Genomic DNA, 21,486 nt, shown 5'->3' on the forward strand with positions numbered 1-21,486 from the left:
CCTCTTGTACATTTATGGAAGTTTATCTACATTCCGTTTGCACAAGAGGGGCTGATCTACAATAGGCTATTAAATTATGCAGCTTTGATACGTCAGTTAACGGAAGCAGGCAATACCCTCTTACTATTTGGACAACAAATACTGGGCATCCCGAAGCAAGTAGCCTGCGGCTTGCGCAGAAATATGCTTGCCGCTTTGGGCCTGCACTTCGCTCACGAAAGTATCTAGGTTGTTCTTGGCCAATTTGCTCTGCAAGCTGTTGGCAATGCCCGCGTTATCGATCCATCCGGTATTCATAAAGCGTGTGACCAATGCCTGCAAGGATTGGACGCTTGTCGTAGTTTGGAACAATACGGTTTGACTACTCGTATTCCCTGCCAAGTCACTTGCCGTTACGATAAATGTGTGCGAACCAAGCGGCAGCGTATATAGCGGAATAGTGGCTCCTTGCTGCACGGTTTGGGGTTCACCATTTGTACTTATCGTGACCGTTGTCTTGCTGCTGTCGACTCCGGACAAGTTATCGCTGAACGTAAGGATCGGCGTAATATCCATAGAATCGCTGTACGTGCCGTACACAAGTCCGGTAACCGTAATTGTAGGTAGCGTCGAATCCAGATTGAAGCCGATCGTTTTCACCGCTTCTGCATTGCCGGCGTTGTCCGTCGAACGGTAGCTCACGGTATATTTGTCATCTTTGTCGAACATTAACGCCGATGTATAAGCCTGCCATGTGTGTCCGTCATCCAAACTGTACTCTGTTTTGGCTACGCCCGACAGATTGTCATAAGCGTTAAAGTTAACTGTTACAGCGTGTCCATACCACCCATTAAGCCCGTCCGGCTGAGCTGGTGAGACAGCAGCCGTCGTCACCGGCGGCTTCTTGTCGATTGAGATGGAGAAGGTAGCGCTGACGGTGGCCTTTTTGACGGATGTTGCCTTGATGACGCCGGCGATCTCATAAAGGTCAGGCATCTCCCTCAATTTCAGCTTCAGCATCGTGTCGCTGATGATCTCGTAATCGATGTATGGCTTCAGCGACTCCGGAATATCCCAGTTTACGCGCTTGATGCCGGAATCCGTCTGCACATTGGCCGTTAGGACGATTTCATCGCCTACGGAGCTCAACGCGTTTTTGTTGGCGCTCAAAGTCATTGCAACATCGTAAGGCTTATCTGTGAAAATCATCGCACCGTAATAGTTAGCCTTCCGGCCGGCTTCGTTATTTATTGAGCCCGTACGCAGACGCATCTTCGCCGCTTCATAAATTAAATCCGTTTCTCCCTCAGCGGCCACGTCCGCGACCTGGTTGAGATAGTGGTTGCCGACGATCTCGTATCCGATGGCCTCAATACCGCTTTGCGTTCTGTTCTTGTCGGAAATGAACGTAGCCGATTCCACTTCCTCGCCGACTGCATATCTCGCGCTGTACACCGTGCCTTTAAGCTGGCGGTTATCATAGGCCCCGTAAAGATCGATACCCTGGTTCCAGGCGATATCCGCCTGAGAAGCAAGACCCGTAATGCCCATCCTGGCGTGTGTCTGATCGCGGCTGCTTTCCTGCTGCTCGCCGGACGGGTAAATATAGCTGGGCAGGCTTCCCATGGACACAGTGTTGCCTTCCCTGTAAGTGCCGAGATACCGCTGCTTCAGCGCATCGTTAAATAAGCCAACATCCTCCAAATAGACCGCTGTGGCCATGTTGAAGTCGCCGAGAATAGCATCCCAGTTGCCATTGGCCTGGGGATAAAAATCGTAGGTCTTGGACAGCAGCAAGTGCAGGAAAGTCTCAAATTCGGCCATGCTTGCCTTCTGCCATTTGTCCGTCGGCGCAACGGAGGGATCGTTATTGTAGACTTGCCTTATGATCTCGGCGGCGTTCACGAAATCCGGCCCCACGATGGCGATGCGCAGCTTCAAGTCGTTTCCGAGCCCGAGGGTCTTCAGAGTGTTGGCCCACCCATTGAGGACGTCTCTCGCTTTTTTCCCGTAGGCTACGTCTCCGTCCAAATAGTACCGTAAAGCGTAATAGAGCGCCTTGCTGCCGCCGCGGGTAAATTCGGTACCTCCGATATTGGGGCTGTTGTAAGGACCCACATCGAGCACAGGCGCCAGATTAACCTTATTGTTATCGAACCAGGTAGTGGCGCTTACGAGTTCCTGATATCCCTTTCCATATACTGTATCCAAGTTGTTTTTATTTGCCTTGATGTTATCAAGGTCCTCCAGTGTGAAATAGACGCCCGGATGTTGGAAGACGAAATCGTCGCTCAGATAGGGGATCGTGTCCTTGCTGACATATTGGTCTCCAATATAGGTCACATCGAAATAATCCAAATTGGGTCCGTCGTAAACCGCCTGTCCCGGAGGCGCCTCCATTCCCAAAGTAACGGTATTTTCACCCTTCTCCAGCCAGACGTTCATATAGTTGTTATTCCAAGCCGTATTGCCTTTTACGTTTGCATAGTCATTGTCCGTCTGCGGAGTCAGGGATGTGTTGGTCTCCGGATTATAACTGTCAATGTATCCGGACATATTGAAAATCATCCAGCCCGCCCAATGCGGATCCATAGTATTCGTAAAATCCGGTTCATCATCGTTGATAATAATGCGGCTATTCCTCTCGTCGCGGACATTTCGGTAACCGCCCACCTTTGTGGCTGGGTTGTTATATTTAAAAGCTAATTCATAAACGCCCGCCGCAGGTACAATCACCCTCCAGCTGGCCTTGTCCTGCCCCGATGGAATGGTGTTATTATTAGAGCCGCTGCCCGTTTTATAGTTGGCGACAGGGTCGCTGAAATCCACAAATTTGCCGCCCGAGGCGCCTGTTAAAACGACATCATCCGCGGCGGCAGATCCCGGTACCGTATTTCCGTTGTCCCTTATATAGATATTGCCTGTATGTTTATAAAAATCTTCCGCCTCTATCCTTGTGGTAAAGCCTTTGGGACCGGTAGACACAATAGGATCACCCAGTGTGACGTTCTCAGCCGCGGCAGCAACATTCGCTGTTGATCCCAGGACAAGCGTCGGCATACATATTATTGGTACACATAACAATAACGATAAGACCTGTTTCAAATGCTTTTTCATAATCGCTCTCCTTTCTTAAATAACGCAATTCTGTGACTTATTTCCAATGTAAGTCAAAATGCCTCCGTCTACATACAGGATGTAACCGCTAACAAAATCGGATGCGGGCGAGGCCAGAAACACGGCTGGACCTTGCAAATCGTCCGGCGTGCCCCAACGGGCCGCGGGCATCTTGCTGATGATAAACTGGTTGAAGGGGGGCGGCTGCCGCATAGGCACTGACTGTCTCGCGGCCCAGCTCACTCAACCTCGAACAGATGCTGATGATCTTGCCGCCGCCTTTCTTTATCATCGACTGTTTGAAAGCGTTTGCCACGATGAACGGCGCGTTTAAGTCAACGTCGATGACCTGACGGAAGTCCTTTGCGCTCATCTCGGTCATTGGGATTCGCTTGATGATGCCCGCGAGTTGACAGAATGTCAATAACGCTCACTGCGCCTCGAGCGCGCTGACGGTACCCTCGTCTATAACGTTGCAGACAGATGTCGGACATCAGGTGTGTTGATTATCCATTAACAGGGAATAAAATATGAAAAGAGACTTTGCGTTTAGTAGAATCGGTAATCATGACACCACGAATCGAAAAGATGACCTCTCATGAAAAGATTGCCCCATTTACGAACTTCGTGCAAACGTTGCTTAGCGAAGAAGAAGTGAAAGAAGTGGTGCAAGCCATCGGTTATCACGATAAAGGAAAGAAATCGCCCATGGCCCATATAAACGAATTATCGCCGTCGCGCAGCCCGAATGGATGCTCCAACTCGGGGAAATTTCCCAATCCCCTTGTTCCGCCTGCCTGCAAAGTGATGTCCGACGACATCTCCTTTCCACCGTTTATTTAGGCAGACGCAAAACGCATCGTTTTCGGGCAAGCACAGTCCGCCCGTGGCTTATGTGTTCAGCGACACCTCGACAAACTTCATAGTAACAAAGTGAGGAAGCAAGTCATATGCTGTTTTTTAAGAATAAAGTGAGTATTCTTAAGAATTGAACCTCCAAGGCGTTTGCGAATATAGGCCACCGGTCCCATGACGCGATACCCTCGAATAAACCGACATCAAACACAATGCTCTCGCGTGTCAGACCGGACGACCCGACCATTTCGATGGTCTTTTCCATTCCTCTTATTTTTAGAATAACTGCAGGACTCGCAGAACATAACATAGGCGCATAGAAAGCCCATGAGGGGCTGAAGGTGATCGACTCTACCATTTAATAACCTTTCGGAATTAGAAGGCAGCTGAAGGAATGAAAAAGGGAACAGAGAACTGTATGATCTGGAAATGGTAGTAAATGAAAACTAGTTTCAAAAAAGGGCAGTTAGAATGGAGAGAAGGCGCGTCGTCCAACCTGCCCGTTCGTATTATGAGGTCACCAGATATTTCTGGTCGACCTCATTTTTTTGAGGCCGTAAGATAACGGTAGCCGGGGATCGAACGATTCTGCCCGTGGGACTTGGATCCCGAGAGCTATTCAGTTCATCCCCCCTACTTGTTCAACCATGGTTAGGCTGGTTGGGACATGAATCCCGTATCACATGCGATAGTGTGGAAGACAAGAAGGTTAGGGGTTGCCGGTGAAAATACTACAGGAGTGAAGTTATGAATTCCAGTCATTGGTTTGGATGTATCAAAGGGAGAGAGCCATGCACAAGCTTCTTTAGACCGTGGAGTACCTCATGGGAAGATCTTTGGTTTAATCATGATCTTGAAGGGTTAGCATCTTTTCTAAATTATATGAGAGGAGTGGAATCAGCTGCAGGGATGCGTCCCTCCATTGTTATGGAAGCAACAGGCCATTATCTAGCCCCGTTGTTCAGTTTCTGGATGAGCACCAGTATTTGAACATCGTCATTAATCCTTTAATCTCACATAACGCCAAGAAAACCAATTTGCGACGGTTGAAGACGGATGCCGCTGATGCCCATCTATTAGGGACGCTGTTCTATAAAGAAGAGTTTGAACCTTACAAAAAGCGGGGTCAGCATCTCATGAATTTACGCTATCTAACACGCCAACATGAATCTTTAACGGGTATGTATGTCCAAGCAAAACTACAGTTTCAGGCTATTCTGGATCAAGTTTTCCAGAATATCATGGCGTGTTTGGTGACCTTTATTCAAAGGTTTCCCTTCGATTTCTGGCTTTACACCCAACGTCTAAAGAAGTCCTAGAAATGTCCGAGTTGGAGATTACAACTGCAATCGGGCGTCTTACTGGACGCGGCAGATCCGTCTCATGGTGCTTGGAACGCGCTCAAATCCTAGGGGCTGCAGCAAAGCGAAACCCCTTTAAGGAAACGGCTTTTTCAAGCCATTTGATCTCCATGCAGCTGCTCATCAAATTGCTTCTTCAATACCAGGACCATCTAGCAGACCTTAATAAATCGATAGAGGCCCTAGCTGAAGCGTTACTTGAATATGATTTAATCCAATCGATACCCGGGATTGGCACTAAAATTGCTGCAACAATTTTAGCTGAGATCGGGGAAATCGATCGGTTCAATCACGCAAAGAAACTTGTTGCCTTTGCTGGTATAGATCCGAGTGTTTTTTCTTCAGGCAAGTTTACAGCAACCATAAATAAAATAACTAAGCACGGTTCCAGGAGGCTTCGTACTGCCCTATATCAAGCTGTACGATGTGGTATTCGTAGTAATAGAAATAAAAAACTAAGAGCTTATTATGATAAGAAGCGTGCTGAAGGAAAGCTGTTCAAAGTAGCGATAATTGCTTGTGTGAATAAACTCATCCACTGGATTTTTGCCATCTTGACTACTAAGGAATCGTTCCGTTTAGAGTAAGTAGCAAGAAATAGAAATATATGGAATGTCTTTCCGTGCTTTATGGGACGGTTCTTTCCCATGCACTTTTTTAAGTATACCACCTCATGAATCCGCCATTAATAATAAAATATTGACAAGCTATTAGCTGGAATAGCTGAATGGCAAAGGATTTCACTAAGCGTACAGTGTACCTCCGTCGGGAATAAGTTACTGTTCTTGTCACCCTATAATAGTAGTGTTCATTGCACTATAAATTAGAAAAAAGACTGCCTTTCGGCAGTCCTTCATACCAATCCTTCACACTTATATAAAGCCTGAATAGTTAAGATACTGATGTGACAAAACCCTACTCAATTAAACGGAAGCTCAAATAAATCCAATTCATTTTCAACAATATTAATTGCACCAGCAACAACAATATATCGGATATTATTTGATTTTATGATATATATATATATCTTCCTTAGCAACATTTTTAGTAAGTTTATCACATACATAGCTGATATCATCTTCATTAACTACTTCTATTTTTATATTAGGTAAAAACCTAGGTACTTCTATATACTTAACATCAAAAAACATGATATCGATATTCTTATAATTTTTATCATTCTTTGGGCTTCTGATAAGTAATTCACCATGACTAACTTTATAATGCCAAAGTTGAAACTTTCTCCCCTCAAAATCTCTACTCATTCCCATTCACCTTCTTCTTTACGTATTCGACAATACGCGAGGCAACGCCATTAGTAAGACTATACATATCATTATTAGAAGGAATCCATCCCCCATACTTTTAATTCTATCACGATGCATCATTCGTGTAATCTACCCGTTACTTCAGCGTAACTCTAATTCCCATCGATTTATCCTGAGAAGATGGAGAGGAATCCCTTACATTGAATTAGCGTCTAGAAGTCTAAAAGTCGCGCTACCCTCATCGCCAGTGTTAACAAACTGCATCACTGGATTTATGCCCTGCTAATGAAGCAAGAAAGGTTTGTCTACCTAGCTTGAAAAACCCTCTAAACACGGCAAAACAGCAGCCATCAAGGACTGCTGTTCTCCCTTTCTATTCATCTTTTAGAATTTTGATCATAGCAGAGACGACACCTATATGAGTGGCTAAATGCTCAGATGTTGAGAGAATTAGCTCTCCAATATTGTCCGCCTTCAGAAAGTTCTCTTTTACAGGTACTTCCAGTTTATCTTTCAACTCATGTATCAGGTAACGTTGTTCTTTCAGTTGAGCAATTATTAGCTCCCAGGTTGGCGGTTCTTCTGTCCAATCTGAAGTTTTGGTACGGTATGCAAACAAGTTTTGATAGTTTTCCGGAAGAACTCGAGGCAAGTCTGCAAGACAAAACACATGGAATTCAGTAACGACAAGCACATGCCCGACATGCCATAGAAGGTTAGTTTCAAAGCCTGTCGGCACAACATTACGTTTGTCAATGGGACATTTGTTAACTAAGTCAATAAATGCGTCTTGTTGTTTGTTAAAAGAATGGAATACAAATTCTTCTCTCATTTATAATCCTCCTCATCAAATAGCTTGACATACGAACCGTAACCTCTCTCTTCAAGTTCATGCAGGGGTATAAATTGTAAAGCTGCAGAATTAATGCAGTAACGAACTCCCGTTGGTGAGGGGCCGCTCTTGAACTTATGACCTAGAAAGGAATCGGCATTCTTACTTTTAACCACGGGAGCTACCGACACAAAACCAGGGCTATTTTTCTCAATCAGATTATTTGGCTCCAAGGGTTTGGTGAAATTAGGCCAGCCTACACCTGCATCAAATTTGTCCTTTGAGCTGTACAGCGGCTCGCCGGAAACGATATCCACGTAAATGCCTGGCTCATTGTTATCCCAGTATTCGTTGTTAAACGGCTCTTCATCCACCCCATGTTGAGTGACCTCATATTGGAGCTTGGTCAGCGTTTTCAGCTTTGCTTCCTTATCAAAACCTTTTTGAATGTTCACGTTTCTGTCACTCCCCCAGATTCTATCTAAGCTTGCATCGCGGCCGGAGCCGAGCAAATTGATTTTGAAACTGATCGGGTTATTCTTGAAAAAGTTTTGATGCTCTTCTTCCGCCTTGTAAAACGTCGAAGCAGATTCAATCTTCGTGATAATCGGTTTTTTGAACCTTCCTGAAGCTGCTAAAGCTTCTCTGGACGCCTCAGCCAACTCTTTTTGTTCATTGTTTTTATAAAATATGGCGGTTTGATATTCGCTGCCGCGATTAGCAAATTGCCCCTCTGCATCCGTTGGATCAACGTTTCGCCAGAAAACCTGCAGAAGGTTATCATACGAAATCTGATTCGGGTTATATCGAACTTCCACCGATTCGAGATGTCCGGTCGTTTGAGAACCTACTTCTTCATAAGTAGGATTTTCCTTATGGCCTCCCGTATAGCCGCTTTCAACGCCTGACACACCATCAAGCTTCTCAAATACCTCTTCCATCAACCAGAAGCAGCCGCCTGCAAAAATAGCAGTTTCGTAGGACGTGTTCGAAACTTCATTCGCTGTTGTCATCGCAGCTTGAGCATTCACGATTTCTTTTTTGTGATTAGAACTGAAAAAGGAGTAAACCATAAAGACAAGCAGCGCTATAGGCAGTAACAATAATTTGCGGTTTATTATCTTCAAGTTACCTTTCACCTCCGCGGTACATCTTGGGATGGCACGAACACTAGCTCTTAATAGTTCAGAAAACAATTTACTTCATACAAAGTTCCAACCACTAATGTAATAACAACAACAAGGATGAAACGCACCGTCAAAGCAAATTTTTTCACGTCTATCCTCCTCCTTTTTTCGTTACTTGGATTTTAACAAGAATTACGCGCAAGCAAACCTGTGGAAAGTCATGTGTTTACACCAAAAAAGGCACAACATTTGATCAATAAAGCATGGTAAAATTCATGCTCTATGCCAAAAGTCATGCCCTTTTAATTATAAAAGATGACGAACTGAAAATAGCGCAGCTTGCGTTCTGTCGCGCAGCCCAAGCTTGGCGATAAGATTCGAAACATGATTTTTCACAGTGCCTTCCGTAACAAAAAGCAAGCCCGCAATTTCTTTATTATTTAGGCCTTGACCCAATTGAGCTAATACCTCTTTCTCCCTATCCGTTAAAAGCGCCAGCTCGTCAGGCTCAGTACGTTGAACGGAATCTACCTTGTTCAGATGCTCTACCGTCATTTTTTTAATTTCTTTCAGCAGCACTGCCGTGATCTCGTGTTGAAAAACAGTCCCGCCATTGTAAACCGTTTGAATGGCGCTTACGATCGCCTCCGAAGGCATATCTTTTAATAAGTAGCCATGGACGCCTTTCTCCAGAACCTTCATGATTAGCTCCGCATCATCAAATGTGGTCAGAATCAATACTTTCGTTACCGGAAAGTGCTTGAGGATTAATTCCGATCCTTCAATACCATCCATTCCAGGCATTCGAATGTCCATCAGCACCACATCCGGCCGCCATTCGGCTGCTTTGGTGTAGGCGTCTCTCCCATCCACGGCCATTCCCACCACTTCCATATCTGGTTCCAAACCGATGATGGTCGCAAGTCCTTCTCTCATTAGCCGTTGATCGTCAACTATTAAAATTTTCAATGAATCCTCGCTCCATTTCTGTTACAGAATAAGGGAATTGCACCTCAACAGCGAAGCCGGTTCTCTGATCCATCCGGAAATGCACATCGCCATGCCATTCCCGCACTCTTTCCTGCAGATTCATTAAACCAAATCCCGGTTTCAGTTCGTGAGGCAGCTCACCGTCATTCCGAATGCATAAAGTAAATCCTTCACCAGAGTAGGTCAACACGATGAATGCATGTTTCGCTTGTCCATGTTTTTGGGCATTCGTGAGGGACTCTTGTACAATTCGATAAGCAGTTAATTGAAGATCGCCTGGGAGTGTGACAGGTCTCCCTTCCACTTCCAAGACGGTCTGCACCTTTGCAAATTTGATAAACTCCTCCGCGAGCGCTTGAAGACGTTCTTCTAAAGAAGTAGATTGTATAGGTTCATCTCGTATGGCCCTTACTGAAAGACGTAACTCTTGTAAGGAGGACCTTATCAATTCCTCACACTCCAGATAGGCTTGTTCGCTTCGTTGTGGGTCCACTCGGCTTAGCTTGCGAGCCGCTTGCATTTGAACCAGCAAAGCCGTTAATTTATGACCTACCGTGTCATGAATATCGCGTGCAATTCTCACACGTTCCCTCGCGGCGGCCCACTCTTCCGTCTTGAGGGCGAATTTCTGCAGCTGCTCATGGGATTGCTTCAATTGTTCATACAACTGCACCGTATCCTTGCGTGCGCGTTGATAAAAATTAATTAAAGAACTCACGATACCTGCGAAAACAATAAATGAACAGGTAATAAAATAGCTGGTCTTATCCAATTGCTGATATAGATACCAATCAATGCTGCCCATCGTAATAAGATAGATGATGAGTAACATGATACAAGCTATGATGAGCATGCGGATCTTTTTTAAAAACATTAAAATGGCCAACGCCGTAATGCCAACAAATAGGTGATTGGGGAAATCCCCGCTAATATAGACATAACCATACGAAGCTGACACTAAGAAATCAATGATGAGTAGATGAAAAAGCCAATTTTTCCTCTTGTTCAATTTCGAGTAGAATTGGTTAACTACCAGAAAAACAACCAATGAAAAGACTAAAAAACTTAATCTCCAAAAAATCGTAATCGAATTTTCATAATAAAAAAAACCGGTCAGTGCTAAATCAAATACAAGCTTTAACCCAAAAAACAGTCTCCATGAGAGCGGCGCCTTTTGCATAATATCTGTTTCTTGGAGCATGATCGCCTCTCCTCTCCATATTCGAGTGATAACCATTATTCCAACAGTCTCATTTTACCACAAATGAGCGTTGAACTAAGCTGCCCAATAGCTTAATGACAAAAGGAGCAGCTGCCAAGGCAATCTGATCCCAGTGTTTGAACTATCGGTTGCAATAGGTAAGCATTTGATGTAATCTCCAGCTTTTCCTCCGGGTAGAGAGACCACCCAACTGGTGGCCCGAACCCCCACAGAACCCGGCGTGCGGATTTCCCGCACCGGGCTCTTCAGAAATGGCTTTACAGCATGGCGTAAGCTTTTATCCGATCAGACGGGATAAAAATCTTCGGTCGCAACAGTGGAAACTTCAACTTTAGTTGATCGAATTTCTCCCAAGATACATAACTTTTCTGGCTTCGACTGCTTAGCATTCGTCTCCAGTAGTTATCAGCTGCTTGGTACACTTTGATAAGGCACCTTATGTTGCCTGTCATACCGTAATAGGCATAATGTCCTCGCAATATTTGGTTAACCTTGGCTGCTTGGGTCTTCATAGGTTCATGACGAATTGACCTCATTGTTTCCTGCACTTTCCCAATACTTCGCTTCAATCGCTTCTTCTCCGTTTTACGTCCCACCATAAAATTGCCTTTCTGGTTTCGCGTGCAATAATGCGTAAATCCTAGAAAGTAAAGCGTTTCTGGCTTTCTCTTACTCCTTTCCTTAGCATGTCTGCTTGCAAACCGCCCAAATTCAATTAGCCTGGTTTTGCTCGGTTCTAGTTGGAGTTTGAATTTGCAGAGCCTTCTCTCAAGTGCTTCCTGAAATCGGATAGCGTCTCTTCGGTATTGGAAACAGACAATGAAGTCATCAATATATCGTATAAGATAGGCTTCACCTTTTAAGCGGGGTTTTATCGCTTTCTCAAACCAAAGATCCAGCACGTAGTGTAGATATAGGTTACTTAATAGAACACTGATCGAGCCTCCCTGTGGAGTTCCTTCTTCGCTAGTATGAATGACTCCGTCTTCTAAAACACCGACTTTAAGCCAACGCTGAATGAGACGGAGGATTCGCGGATCACCGATCCGATGTTCCACGAATTTCATCATCCATTCATGATCTAAGCTTCCGAAGAAGTTCTTAAGGTCTGCCTCGAGTACCCACCCTACTTTCTTTCCGCTTATGATCTCGTTTAACGTCGCGAGAGCGTTGTGTTGTCCTCTCCCCGGTCTACCTCCGAAGGAACAATTCAAGAAGTCCTGTTCATAGATGGCAGATAGTACCTCGGCTGTGCATCGCTGTAATGCGCGATCAGCTACAGCCGGTACACCTAACGGCCGCTTCTCCTTTTTTCCCGGTTTCGGTATCCAAACTCTACGTACAGCAGGTGGGCGGTAGCCCTTTCGATGGATGGTTGTGAGCATTTCATCTCCCCAGACCTCAAAGGTTTTCATAGCTTCCTCTTGAGTAATTCCATCTACTCCCGGTGCTGTTCGTTTGGGAATGTGTCGTAAGCAGTCCCAGATTCGTTCTTTAGAAATATGGTGAGTAAGAGAAGTAAATTGAAGTGACGCATTTTCTCGTGCTTTTGCTGTTATTCTTTCCAATCCCGTTGTCATGACTAGGTATTCCCTTCCGTTGTATGAAGGCCTGAGTCCTCCCTTTATATGGAGCCCATGTTGCCTTAGAAAGATTCCATTTCTGCTGACCGCTTCCCCATGTAGTAGGCTCTCCCTACCTCGGAGTACTATCAGTCAGTAAGACTTCCGGCAAGTCATCAAGTATCCCTCGCTTTGTAGGCTTGTTCAACCCTATCCGCACATTGGTACGGAAACCGCCGGACCTCCCTTGTTCCCAAGAAACCCGTTGGTAGCATGCCGTAGGTACGAACCCCGGAAGCAACAACATTTCCTCACCATTAACGGAAATGTTGTTTCTGCCTTCTCCAAAGCAGGATAAGATCGGCTGCTTCGATTTCGTGTATTTCGGGGCTAATTGTCCTCTTCACTTGATTCCGGCCTACTCACTTCCTGTCTACGCTTCGTCGTACATGTTACCATGCACCACGCAAGACTCGGTGCAGAACTGCTGGTTAGGCTTTATTCTGGTTGCCTTCTCAGGCAACACGTGTTTCTTGAGCTTTCAAGGCGCAACCTGCTCCACACGGAGCGTACTGTAGAGTAGGAAGCCAGCGAGTTACCACCCGAAGATAGCACTTTTCCAACATCCCCTCCCAGAACGGAGCATGCAAGTTTCCTATGCACTCCGCTCGCCAGTAATTATAAATCAGCGATTTTCTTTCCTTGGTATTTACCTGAATGGATTAAAATGTGGCATGTACCACAAACTGCTAGTGTTTTCCGACTCATAGCAATCATACGTTTCATCCATTCTGGTTTATCTTTTCTACCATTTTGGGCTAGGTCTTTTAGTTTTCGAATATGATGTATCTCAATGTTTCCTTTCGAACTGCAAAGTTCGCAAGTGTCATTAAGAAGTCGCTGCACTAACTGGCTTCTCTTCACAAAGATTTTGCCAATCAATGGGGCATCTTCAATACGAATGTCTTTCTGGTAACCTAACCTGATGCCTCCAAAGTATGCTTCTAATGGCTTCTTCCCTTCACGGTCAACAACAACCTGTAGCACTTTGTATTCACCATCTTTGGTCTTGCGATATTTTCCATACTTAGCAAAGACTTTATTAATAGTGGTTCTATGCTTGTTAGCTAACGTGTAAGCAAGAGAAAGTTCCATCGTCCGTTTTAACTTCGCGAGTTTATGGGCATTGTACGCCAAGAGGTAATATTGAACGAAACCGCGGAATTCAGATTGGTATTGACTGATAATGTCGAAATCCCCGTTAATAGTTCGTTCTTTGCGGTGTGTTGCTCTCCCATTGGACATATAATTCTTAGCCTTGTTTCTAATCTTTTCATCTGGAATACTTAAGCCAATAGCGCCGTTTATACTACGCTGTCCACGATCGTCATGTTTTGCATCACAATGCAATACGTGTACGTCATATCCAAGGAATCTAGCCTTTTCAGTCTTAGCGTGGGTGATCAAAGTTTTCTCCTCGCTAAGGGATAGTTTCAAGTTTTTAATAAGGAATTCACGAATTCGCTCTTTTATCATTATCGCTTCTTCCTTACTTCCTGAAATTCCTAATAACCAGTCGTCAGCATACCGTACGTAGTAAAGTCGCTTAAAGTACGGATCGTTCGGATCTTTGGAAGGCATAGCCTGAAACTGTTTCCTTATGTGCTTTACCATTTGCCAATCTTTATGTCTTTGAAATTTCCTGATTTGGTTTTTCAGTCGTACGTACTCTTTGTTCTCAGTACGTTTAACACCAACTGTAAACTCAGGCATTAGCGTAGTTTCAACAAATTGGTCTAAGCGATCCATATAGATGTTAGATAGTAATGGACTAAGAATGCCCCCCTGCGGTGCGCCACTCAAAGTGGTATGGTGTTTAAATTCCTCTATGTATCCGCTTTTCAATAGGTTGTTGATTAATCTAAGGAATCGATTATCTAGAATCTTTCCGCCAATGATCTGAATGAGGATATCATGATCTATGCTCCCGAAACAGTCACTAATATCCTCCTTCTACAAACCATTTAACACTTTTCCAACCGTTAGTTCGAATTGTTTCGAGTGCGGTTTGGCAACCTCGGTTTTTACGAAAACCATGCGACCTGTCGCTGAATTGAGGATCATAATAAGCATCGAGAATCAATCGAATAACTTCTTGTAAAAGCTTATCTGACCATGATGGCATACCTAGCGGACGCATTTTTCCGTTCTTCTTTGGAATAAAAACTCTTCTAACTGGCATCCATTTGTACGTTTCCATTTGGAGTCTTGATATAATGTCATCTATTTTCTTTAGTGACATTCCATCAACGGTCTCACTGTTGACTCCTTTGGTCATCGCACCATTATTTGAATAGATGTTATGGTATGCAATTAGATAAAGTTCTCGATTAAAAAGCATGCGGTAGATTCTTTCAAGTGGAAGGTTCCTTTTACCTCTGTCGCTGATGATATTCAAAACTTTTTCGGCTTCCTGCATTTCGCATACCTCCAAGAATTGATATCATAATTACCTGTCTCCCTTCCCCTACTCAGTAATTGAGTCAATGGCACATATTACAGTCCATCTGTGCAGAATCCATTACAGACCTACATTGGGTACTACGGAAACTCCGTTCCCATAGGAGTCGCCTCCCTTAGGGAATCCCATGTTCTTCCTATCCGAAACGTTAGTACAACTTAGGTTCTTCACTCATTACCTTAATTGAGCTCATTGCTCAACGTCCCTCAATCTTGGATTTCCTCAAACGAAACTAGTATTTGAGTATATTGGGGCAGGGAGTATTTAAGCTGTGTATCCCTGAATGTACTGTTCCATCACTGGTGATTGAAGTTCAAGCAATTTAGCTTTAACCATATTGTACAGAACTAGCAAAGCAATACCTTAAACAGCTTTCAAATATTCTCTGCGTTCCCTCCATGCTCTTGTCCCCTCGCCCTTTCGAGTCTAGGTAAGGAGGTTGTTCTCAAAGCACTTCCAAGAGCTTTGATCCGATATTCGAATAATTCCAGGTCAGGAATGACATGGCGCACGGTTTCCCAGTACTCCGCGTTCCCTCTAAATGAATTTACTAGATCATAAGTTCCTCGTTACTCATTGATTTGGGATATGTTAAACTGGTTCTAAAGCATATTTTTCACGGTATTTGTTGATCTGGTTCATCATCAATTCCGTTAAACCCAGTTTATTCTTGAGTACGTCAATCGTCTCTTTTTCAATCGTCTCTTTTTGTGTTTGAGGAATAAGTTGCCCGACCTCTTTATGGAGGATACGCAAATTAGTAAACTTGTCATTTCCACCTAAGTGCAAGGGGATATAGTGGTGGCAGTAAACATCGGATGCGAAGATATACATGCCTGTAATTTCGCATTTCCCCATTTTCATGATGTACCGACTAATCCGATTATCCAAATATTCAACACTCTTATTCGGGATGCTAGATTTTGTTAGTAAGTAAATTTCCTGACGTAAATCCGGTCGAAGCTTTTTGTGTATTTGTTCTCTGCCTGCTGTGGTAAAGAGCGAAAGCCCTGTACTGAAGCCCATCGTATTCTTTGTTTTCACATTCGCTAGAGGATATAAATAGACATCTGCTACTTTAAAAGTCCTGTAACCCAAGCTGTAAAATTTACTGTACGTTGGCGGTGGGTTTGCAGGATGCTCGTATTTCCCGATTTGTTTGAGACGATTGTACATGAAAGCTCGCAGATCGTAGGCAAGACGTGAGAACGCAACACTAACATGTGTTGCCCGATTGAAGTAGTTGTGAATTCCTAAAACGAAGCTGTTGAACCGAGCAGCATTTAGAGCCGTTGGCGAAGTCCTCATTCTGAGAATGTGTTTCTTGGCTTCGCTTCTGATTTTCCGCCTTTTGCCTGCTTTAATGCCCGTATGCGCCACTCGCTTTTGACCCTTTTTGTTTGCTCGGATTGTAAAACCAAGAAATTCTGACTCTCTTTTTCGCAGATTGATAATTTGCGATTTCTCTGGTGAGACGTCGAGTTTCAGACGGTCTTTGAGATACAAAACTACCGCATGGTACCACCTCTGGGCGGACTTCCAATCGCGACAAATGATTTTGAAGTCATCGGCGTAGCGCACCAGATAGCCTTCTTTCAGGCTAGACCGTATTTTCGCAGCCCTTTCGCCAGTTCTTGATTTGAAAGGTTTTGTCAGCGGAAAGAGTTCCCATTGACCAGCCACCCAGTGATCGAGGTCATTCAGTACAATGTTCGAGAGCAGTGTTGATAGCAAGCCCCCTTGAGGCACGCCTTTTGAAGGTATTCCTTCCCCGTCGATTTCAGCTTTTAGCATTTTAGAGATGCATGCTAGAACCTTTCTATCTTGAATGCCCAAATTCCAAAGTTGCTTCACGAGCAAGGTATGGTTGACGTTGTCGAAAAACCCCAATATGTCGATGTCGACTACAAAATGCATCGACGCCTGATTAATGAGAAATTGAATTCTTGCCATGGCATGGTGTGTCGATCGAAGGGGTCTGAAACCATAGCTATGGTTGTAAAATTGGGCTTCAGCTATGGGCTCAAGGACTTGCTTGAAGCACTGTTGAATGATGCGATCGAGGATGCATGGGATGCCAAGCGGTCTCATTTTACCGTTATCTTTTTCGATAAGCTTCCGTCTGACTTTCTTGGGGCGGTAGTTTTCAAGTACGCTTTGGATTTCACTCACTAGTTCTTGTTCGGGTCGTTGTTCGATGTCTTTGATGGTTTGTCCATCTGTTCCTGGTGTCTTTGATCCTTTATTGGACTTCATCGTGCGGTAAGCAAGCAAAATATTTTCTCTGGATGTGACGATCTCATAGAGATGTGAAAAAGTTTCCTTGTTTACCGCTCTAGCGTACAAGTCCGTAAAAGATTCCGTCATGCCGTAATACTCCCAATTTCGTAAAGTTTGCACTGTGGCACCCCTCCTTGACGAAGCGATGTCCCCACATTCCTACCTGATCGGTGCAATTCACGTATGGAAAATAATCGTTCTTTTCAATTAGACTTGGGGCTGTTCCTCCACCTCCATTACAGAGGCTTCATCAGTCGTGCCCCTGCCCTCACAAGGATAAATCCATTTCGGCAAGTGCCTTATTGCAACCGTTTCGGGTAACAGCCCTTCCTGCAACGTCCCTTGTTTTCCAAGTCCCTTGCAACCTAGCTATCCGTTCTGAACTTAGGTGCTTCCTCTAAGCCTGTGAGAATGATGCCACCATAGTTCGGCATAGCGTATTTCATAGCAGAAAGTTTACTTTACGCCACTCACCCCATCGTCTGATGGTACATACGTTTCCGCATGCTCTAACTTTAGACCTGTACATTCGGAAGTTCGTCAGATCGTTTCTGTACGAGCATTCTCACCATATTCAGTTTTTCAGCCACGCGACATATCCGTTGGCATACCTTTTTCTATTAGAATGGCTTCAGCCTTCGTTTTGCCGAATCTACCTGTACTTCACACCTCATGTTCTGTTAAATATGACGCGTGCAGGAGTATTGGCGGGATGGTTTCGGGATACATGGATCCGTCATTCCCATCCTTGGTTGTAAAGTTAAGATTACTTGTTGTAATCTCCTGCTTTTCACACTGTTTGGTGCTTATGGCAGAACTTGTCGTACTTCTGCGTTAGTTCAACAAATCGTTCCTAATAAGTTAATTGCCCACCGTGAAAAATTTTCAGAATAAATTCCCGTTCAGGAACTTGCAACTGAATATAAGATTGCAGAAACTCCTTATTGTCGTAGGGCACTTCAATTAACTCTTCGCTGATTGCTTTCTCCGTTAACGAAACAATGCCGTATCTAGCGCGCGGTTTATCGTGACAACCTAATGCACCAGGATTAAAATAAGTTCTTTTGCTAGAAACAAAATGGTGAATCATATGATGATGACCAAAGCATACCATCTTATACTTGGTTTCTTTGTAGAGTTGATCTAAATTCTCCGTTGACGGGTTCTTTTCAATAGACAAAAACCAGCCTTCTTGATTGAGATGATAATGAGTGAATAGCAGTTCTTTATTGAAATGATTGACGATTAATTGTTTTGGCCATTTACTCATCGCTTCGATGTACTCGGGGTTAATTCTATCTGCCAACCATTGGTGATGGTGCCGTTCATTTTGATGTCCTTTCGGAGCGTCATCTCCATAAAAAGCGGCCATTACCGCTACGTCATGATTACCCACGACGAATGAAACATCAGTTCGTGACAATAGTAATTCAAGAACTTCGTTGGAATCGGGTCCAATACCAACTACATCCCCCAAACAATAAATGTGATCAACACTCTTGGAAGTGATATCCTGAAGCACCGCCATTAATGCAGGGCTATTTCCGTGAATATCGGTTATTACTGCTATTTTTTTCATTAACATACTCCCATTCCAAGAGATATTTTGTTCTATATACATATTATCCATATAATTACTTTATCCTGTTATTACTTAAATGAAAAAGAGAAGCTGCATTTTACACAGCTCCTCAACTCTCGTTTTCCTTTAGCTTAATAATTACCTGTGTAATTCTAATGATGTCCCCCATGTAATCTTGATTGTCGGTTTGGTTTGTAATTCCAATAGAACAACAAAATTCTCATTGTCAAATTAAAGAATTAGGCTTTCGTAATCTTTTAACAAGATACATTCTTAACCCCCACATCGACTTGCAACACTCGTATATTGCCAAGGTACCCCTTCATCAACATATTTTGCATCACACTCAAAAAAGTACTCTAATTCATAAAGTTCAGGCGTTCTAATTGTTACCACCACCGCTCCAAACAATTTCACTATTTCCCATGTTGTAACGTGATTTAGAACTAAATAAATGAAAATATCAAAAGCCGCGAAAAATGACTTTTTTACAACATCCTTATTTAGGTACAACAAGATATTCCCTATCTTTGATTATAGGGGAAAGATGCCAATTACCATCTTCATCTGAAATGACTTTTTGTTTAATTTCAACAGTTATATTCATACTTTCTTTATTGGTAGTTTCACTATTTATTAGCTTTGGTTGACTAACCCAAAAATCTAAAGTGTAATCAACAATAGCTACCTTCCCCTTGTTCTCAAATGAGACTCCTTTTACCTCATATCCGTTGCACTTTGTGCCATTACTTCTTGTAATTGCACCTACGAAATCGTGAGTACTATTTGAAAAAGCATAACCCTCAATTAATCTATTAATTTTCAGCTCCGGTGCTTCGTTTCTATCTGCTTTTATATTTATTTGATGTTTATCTTGATCCCAAGTCACAACAGCACCTGATGCTTCTGCAATAAATCTGAGGGGTACAACAGTAGAACCGTCAATGATTTGCGGTAACTTATCAAGAATATAGGAAATGTTATTTGCAGAAGCCGTGATACCTCCAATGACCATAATAATCTTATTCCCATGACGTTGAGCGGTGATTCTTTTAGTTGTTTCTTCCCATTCAACTGAGTATCCGAGTTTTTCGAATATAAGTCGGAATTGAACTAAGGTGTTCCCATCAACTAGAACTGGATCTTGATCAAATTTTATTTGCTCATCATTTAAAAAAACGGTAATCACTGGCTGGGAACCCTCCGCATATACGTTCGGAACTAACAAGAAGAGAAGTAAATTAAATATACATATGAATTTACGAGCAGATGTTTTCAAAAATTTAAACTCCTTTCGCCTTTTAAATTTATCCAATTTCTATATTACCATATTTCGGAAATCGGAGTCTTGGCTATTGAAAATCCAATACTAATATCAATACAAGTTACTTTAGTATCCTGCCGGATAGCTTAATGAAATCATAAAAAGGAGCCGCATTAATGCAGCTCCTGAACTATAGTTCGCCGTTAGGTTAATGACTTAAGACGAGAGCCTTACAATTGTTTAATTCCAACATACTTGCCATACAACCTAAAAACACAGTACCCGAGTTGGCCTCCAGAGGTATTCAGGATCAGATCATCCACATCAAAATTTCCAATGGAAAAAAAGACCTGCAAGCATTCCAAGAGTATGCTCATTCCCAGTGATTGGATAAATACTCCAAAAAGCGAAATCGTTTTGCTTTTAGACAATAATAAAAGGAAAATTCCATACGGCATGAATGCCAAGATATTCCCGACCAAATTGATTACTTCATGACTTGACGGACTTAGAACGGTATCGGAAATTGTTTTAAGCGGAATAAAATTACCATACTGCATTCGGTGCATACTATACTCAGGATTTTCCAGATTTTTCTGCAGTCGATGCCAAAGAAAGTCTATATCAATCGAGCCGTACTTAAATAAAATGACTCTAAATAATGTAAGCAAGTATAAGGCAAACAGTCCTGGCACCACAAGGCGATTCATTAGTTTCGTTAGATTCATTGTTCTCGTCTTCACTCCTCCTTACCTCTTCTAATAAGGGTAAGGAAAACTGTTTAATAAAAAGTGGGGTATTTATAAAATTTTTCTTAAATTTCATACTTCTGAATCAAGAATGTACCCAGTACGCGATTTTAGGAACTTTTGGTACACTAAACTGCCCATTATTTCAATGAAAAAGAGCAGCTGCCGGCGCGGCAAACTGCTCCATTATTTTTCAACTAACGTTTCCCGAGGGACCGTAATGAAGTGAGAAATTCTAAAGCACGATATCTTGGAAACCTACTTCTGACAGATTTTCATTTTCGAATTTTACCGCTACTCCAAGTGAGGATTCTCATTTTGAATCAAATAACAACCCAACAGTCCTTCTATTTCTTGGGAACATACGAATCACTACATGGGTTAACGATACTAAATCTTCTAGTTGAGATTTTTCAAAAATTATTGGAGCAAGGACATTCGCTTGCCCAGCTCCAAATCGCTCCCTGTATTCCGTACATACGCTTTGATAATAGGAATACATTTCATCTTCAGCCACGGATATAAATCTATCCTTTTCATTTATAAAATTCAAATAGGCATCAAACTGATCGTTAGTGAAATCCCCTTCTTCTGTTCCATCGATGCTCAATATCACATTTTTTTCAACCCCAAAAATGGTTATATCAATTTTTCTATGCCAATGAAGGTCGAATTCTATTTCTCCAAAAACTTCATGGTTTATCATTGCTTCGCCACCCTATCAAAAGTAAATAATTAGCTATTATCACAAATGCTGCCCGTTAGCATAGAAACACA

13 protein-coding genes and 3 pseudogenes are annotated in these 21,486 nt (G+C 43.0%); 2 read left to right on the top strand and 14 right to left on the bottom strand.

The window, feature by feature from the left end; all coding sequences use genetic code 11:
- Positions 1 to 123 precede the first annotated feature (123 nt).
- Entirely contained in the window at positions 124 to 3,096 is a 2,973-nt protein-coding gene (locus QFZ81_RS26115) for an OmpL47-type beta-barrel domain-containing protein (protein ID WP_307605342.1), read from the bottom strand.
- Between the two features lie 15 nt (positions 3,097 to 3,111).
- A pseudogene (locus QFZ81_RS26120) lies at positions 3,112 to 3,478 on the bottom strand (SDR family oxidoreductase).
- A 185-nt stretch (positions 3,479 to 3,663) separates the two neighbouring features.
- Here QFZ81_RS26120 and QFZ81_RS26125 point away from each other — a divergent pair.
- Together QFZ81_RS26125 and QFZ81_RS26130 are read left to right on the top strand one after the other, a co-directional pair.
- Positions 3,664 to 3,939, top strand: coding sequence for a hypothetical protein (locus QFZ81_RS26125; protein ID WP_307440063.1), 276 nt, complete (start codon positions 3,664 to 3,666; stop codon positions 3,937 to 3,939).
- Between the two features lie 763 nt (positions 3,940 to 4,702).
- Positions 4,703 to 5,899, top strand: a pseudogene (locus QFZ81_RS26130) (IS110 family RNA-guided transposase).
- 411 nt (positions 5,900 to 6,310) lie between these two features.
- Here the strand turns inward: QFZ81_RS26130 and QFZ81_RS26135 are convergent.
- The 12 genes and pseudogenes from QFZ81_RS26135 to QFZ81_RS26190 all read right to left on the bottom strand — a co-directional run bounded on the left by QFZ81_RS26135 (position 6,311) and on the right by QFZ81_RS26190 (position 21,415).
- Complete coding sequence (locus QFZ81_RS26135) at positions 6,311 to 6,577, bottom strand: hypothetical protein (RefSeq protein ID WP_307605343.1); 267 nt, start codon at positions 6,575 to 6,577, stop codon at positions 6,311 to 6,313.
- Between the two features lie 376 nt (positions 6,578 to 6,953).
- Complete coding sequence (locus QFZ81_RS26140; RefSeq protein ID WP_307440061.1) at positions 6,954 to 7,412, bottom strand: DinB family protein; 459 nt, start codon at positions 7,410 to 7,412, stop codon at positions 6,954 to 6,956.
- Complete coding sequence (gene msrA, locus QFZ81_RS26145; protein WP_307607040.1) at positions 7,409 to 8,425, bottom strand: peptide-methionine (S)-S-oxide reductase MsrA; 1,017 nt, start codon at positions 8,423 to 8,425, stop codon at positions 7,409 to 7,411. The genes QFZ81_RS26140 and msrA overlap by 4 nt, the downstream gene beginning before the upstream one ends.
- 420 nt (positions 8,426 to 8,845) lie before the next feature.
- Positions 8,846 to 9,475 carry a response regulator gene (locus QFZ81_RS26150; RefSeq protein WP_307449473.1) on the bottom strand — a complete coding sequence of 210 codons (630 nt, stop codon included), beginning with the start codon at positions 9,473 to 9,475 and terminating at the stop codon, positions 8,846 to 8,848.
- 13 nt (positions 9,476 to 9,488) lie between these two features.
- Positions 9,489 to 10,730, bottom strand: coding sequence for a sensor histidine kinase (locus QFZ81_RS26155; protein ID WP_307605344.1), 1,242 nt, complete (start codon positions 10,728 to 10,730; stop codon positions 9,489 to 9,491).
- Between the two features lie 278 nt (positions 10,731 to 11,008).
- On the bottom strand, positions 11,009 to 12,331 hold the full coding sequence (gene ltrA / locus QFZ81_RS26160; protein ID WP_307605345.1) for a group II intron reverse transcriptase/maturase: 1,323 nt from the start codon (positions 12,329 to 12,331) through the stop codon (positions 11,009 to 11,011).
- Between the two features lie 660 nt (positions 12,332 to 12,991).
- Positions 12,992 to 14,792, bottom strand: a pseudogene (locus QFZ81_RS26165) (reverse transcriptase/maturase family protein).
- A 633-nt stretch (positions 14,793 to 15,425) separates the two neighbouring features.
- Positions 15,426 to 17,234 (bottom strand): group II intron reverse transcriptase/maturase, encoded by a 1,809-nt coding sequence (ltrA, locus tag QFZ81_RS26170; protein ID WP_307605346.1) that lies wholly within the window; start codon positions 17,232 to 17,234, stop codon positions 15,426 to 15,428.
- Between the two features lie 733 nt (positions 17,235 to 17,967).
- Positions 17,968 to 18,693: a metallophosphoesterase family protein gene (locus QFZ81_RS26175; RefSeq protein WP_307605347.1), complete on the bottom strand. Its 726-nt coding sequence runs from the start codon at positions 18,691 to 18,693 to the stop codon at positions 17,968 to 17,970.
- 502 nt (positions 18,694 to 19,195) lie between these two features.
- Positions 19,196 to 19,975 carry a copper amine oxidase N-terminal domain-containing protein gene (locus tag QFZ81_RS26180; RefSeq protein ID WP_307605348.1) on the bottom strand — a complete coding sequence of 260 codons (780 nt, stop codon included), beginning with the start codon at positions 19,973 to 19,975 and terminating at the stop codon, positions 19,196 to 19,198.
- 215 nt (positions 19,976 to 20,190) lie between these two features.
- On the bottom strand, positions 20,191 to 20,703 hold the full coding sequence (locus QFZ81_RS26185) for a VanZ family protein (RefSeq protein ID WP_307605349.1): 513 nt from the start codon (positions 20,701 to 20,703) through the stop codon (positions 20,191 to 20,193).
- Between the two features lie 319 nt (positions 20,704 to 21,022).
- Positions 21,023 to 21,415 carry a DUF6985 domain-containing protein gene (locus QFZ81_RS26190; RefSeq protein WP_307605350.1) on the bottom strand — a complete coding sequence of 131 codons (393 nt, stop codon included), beginning with the start codon at positions 21,413 to 21,415 and terminating at the stop codon, positions 21,023 to 21,025.
- Between the last annotated feature and the right edge of the window lie 71 nt (positions 21,416 to 21,486).

Origin of the sequence: Paenibacillus sp. V4I9 (assembly GCF_030817295.1) — a bacterium.
Classification (GTDB): domain Bacteria; phylum Bacillota; class Bacilli; order Paenibacillales; family NBRC-103111; genus Paenibacillus_E.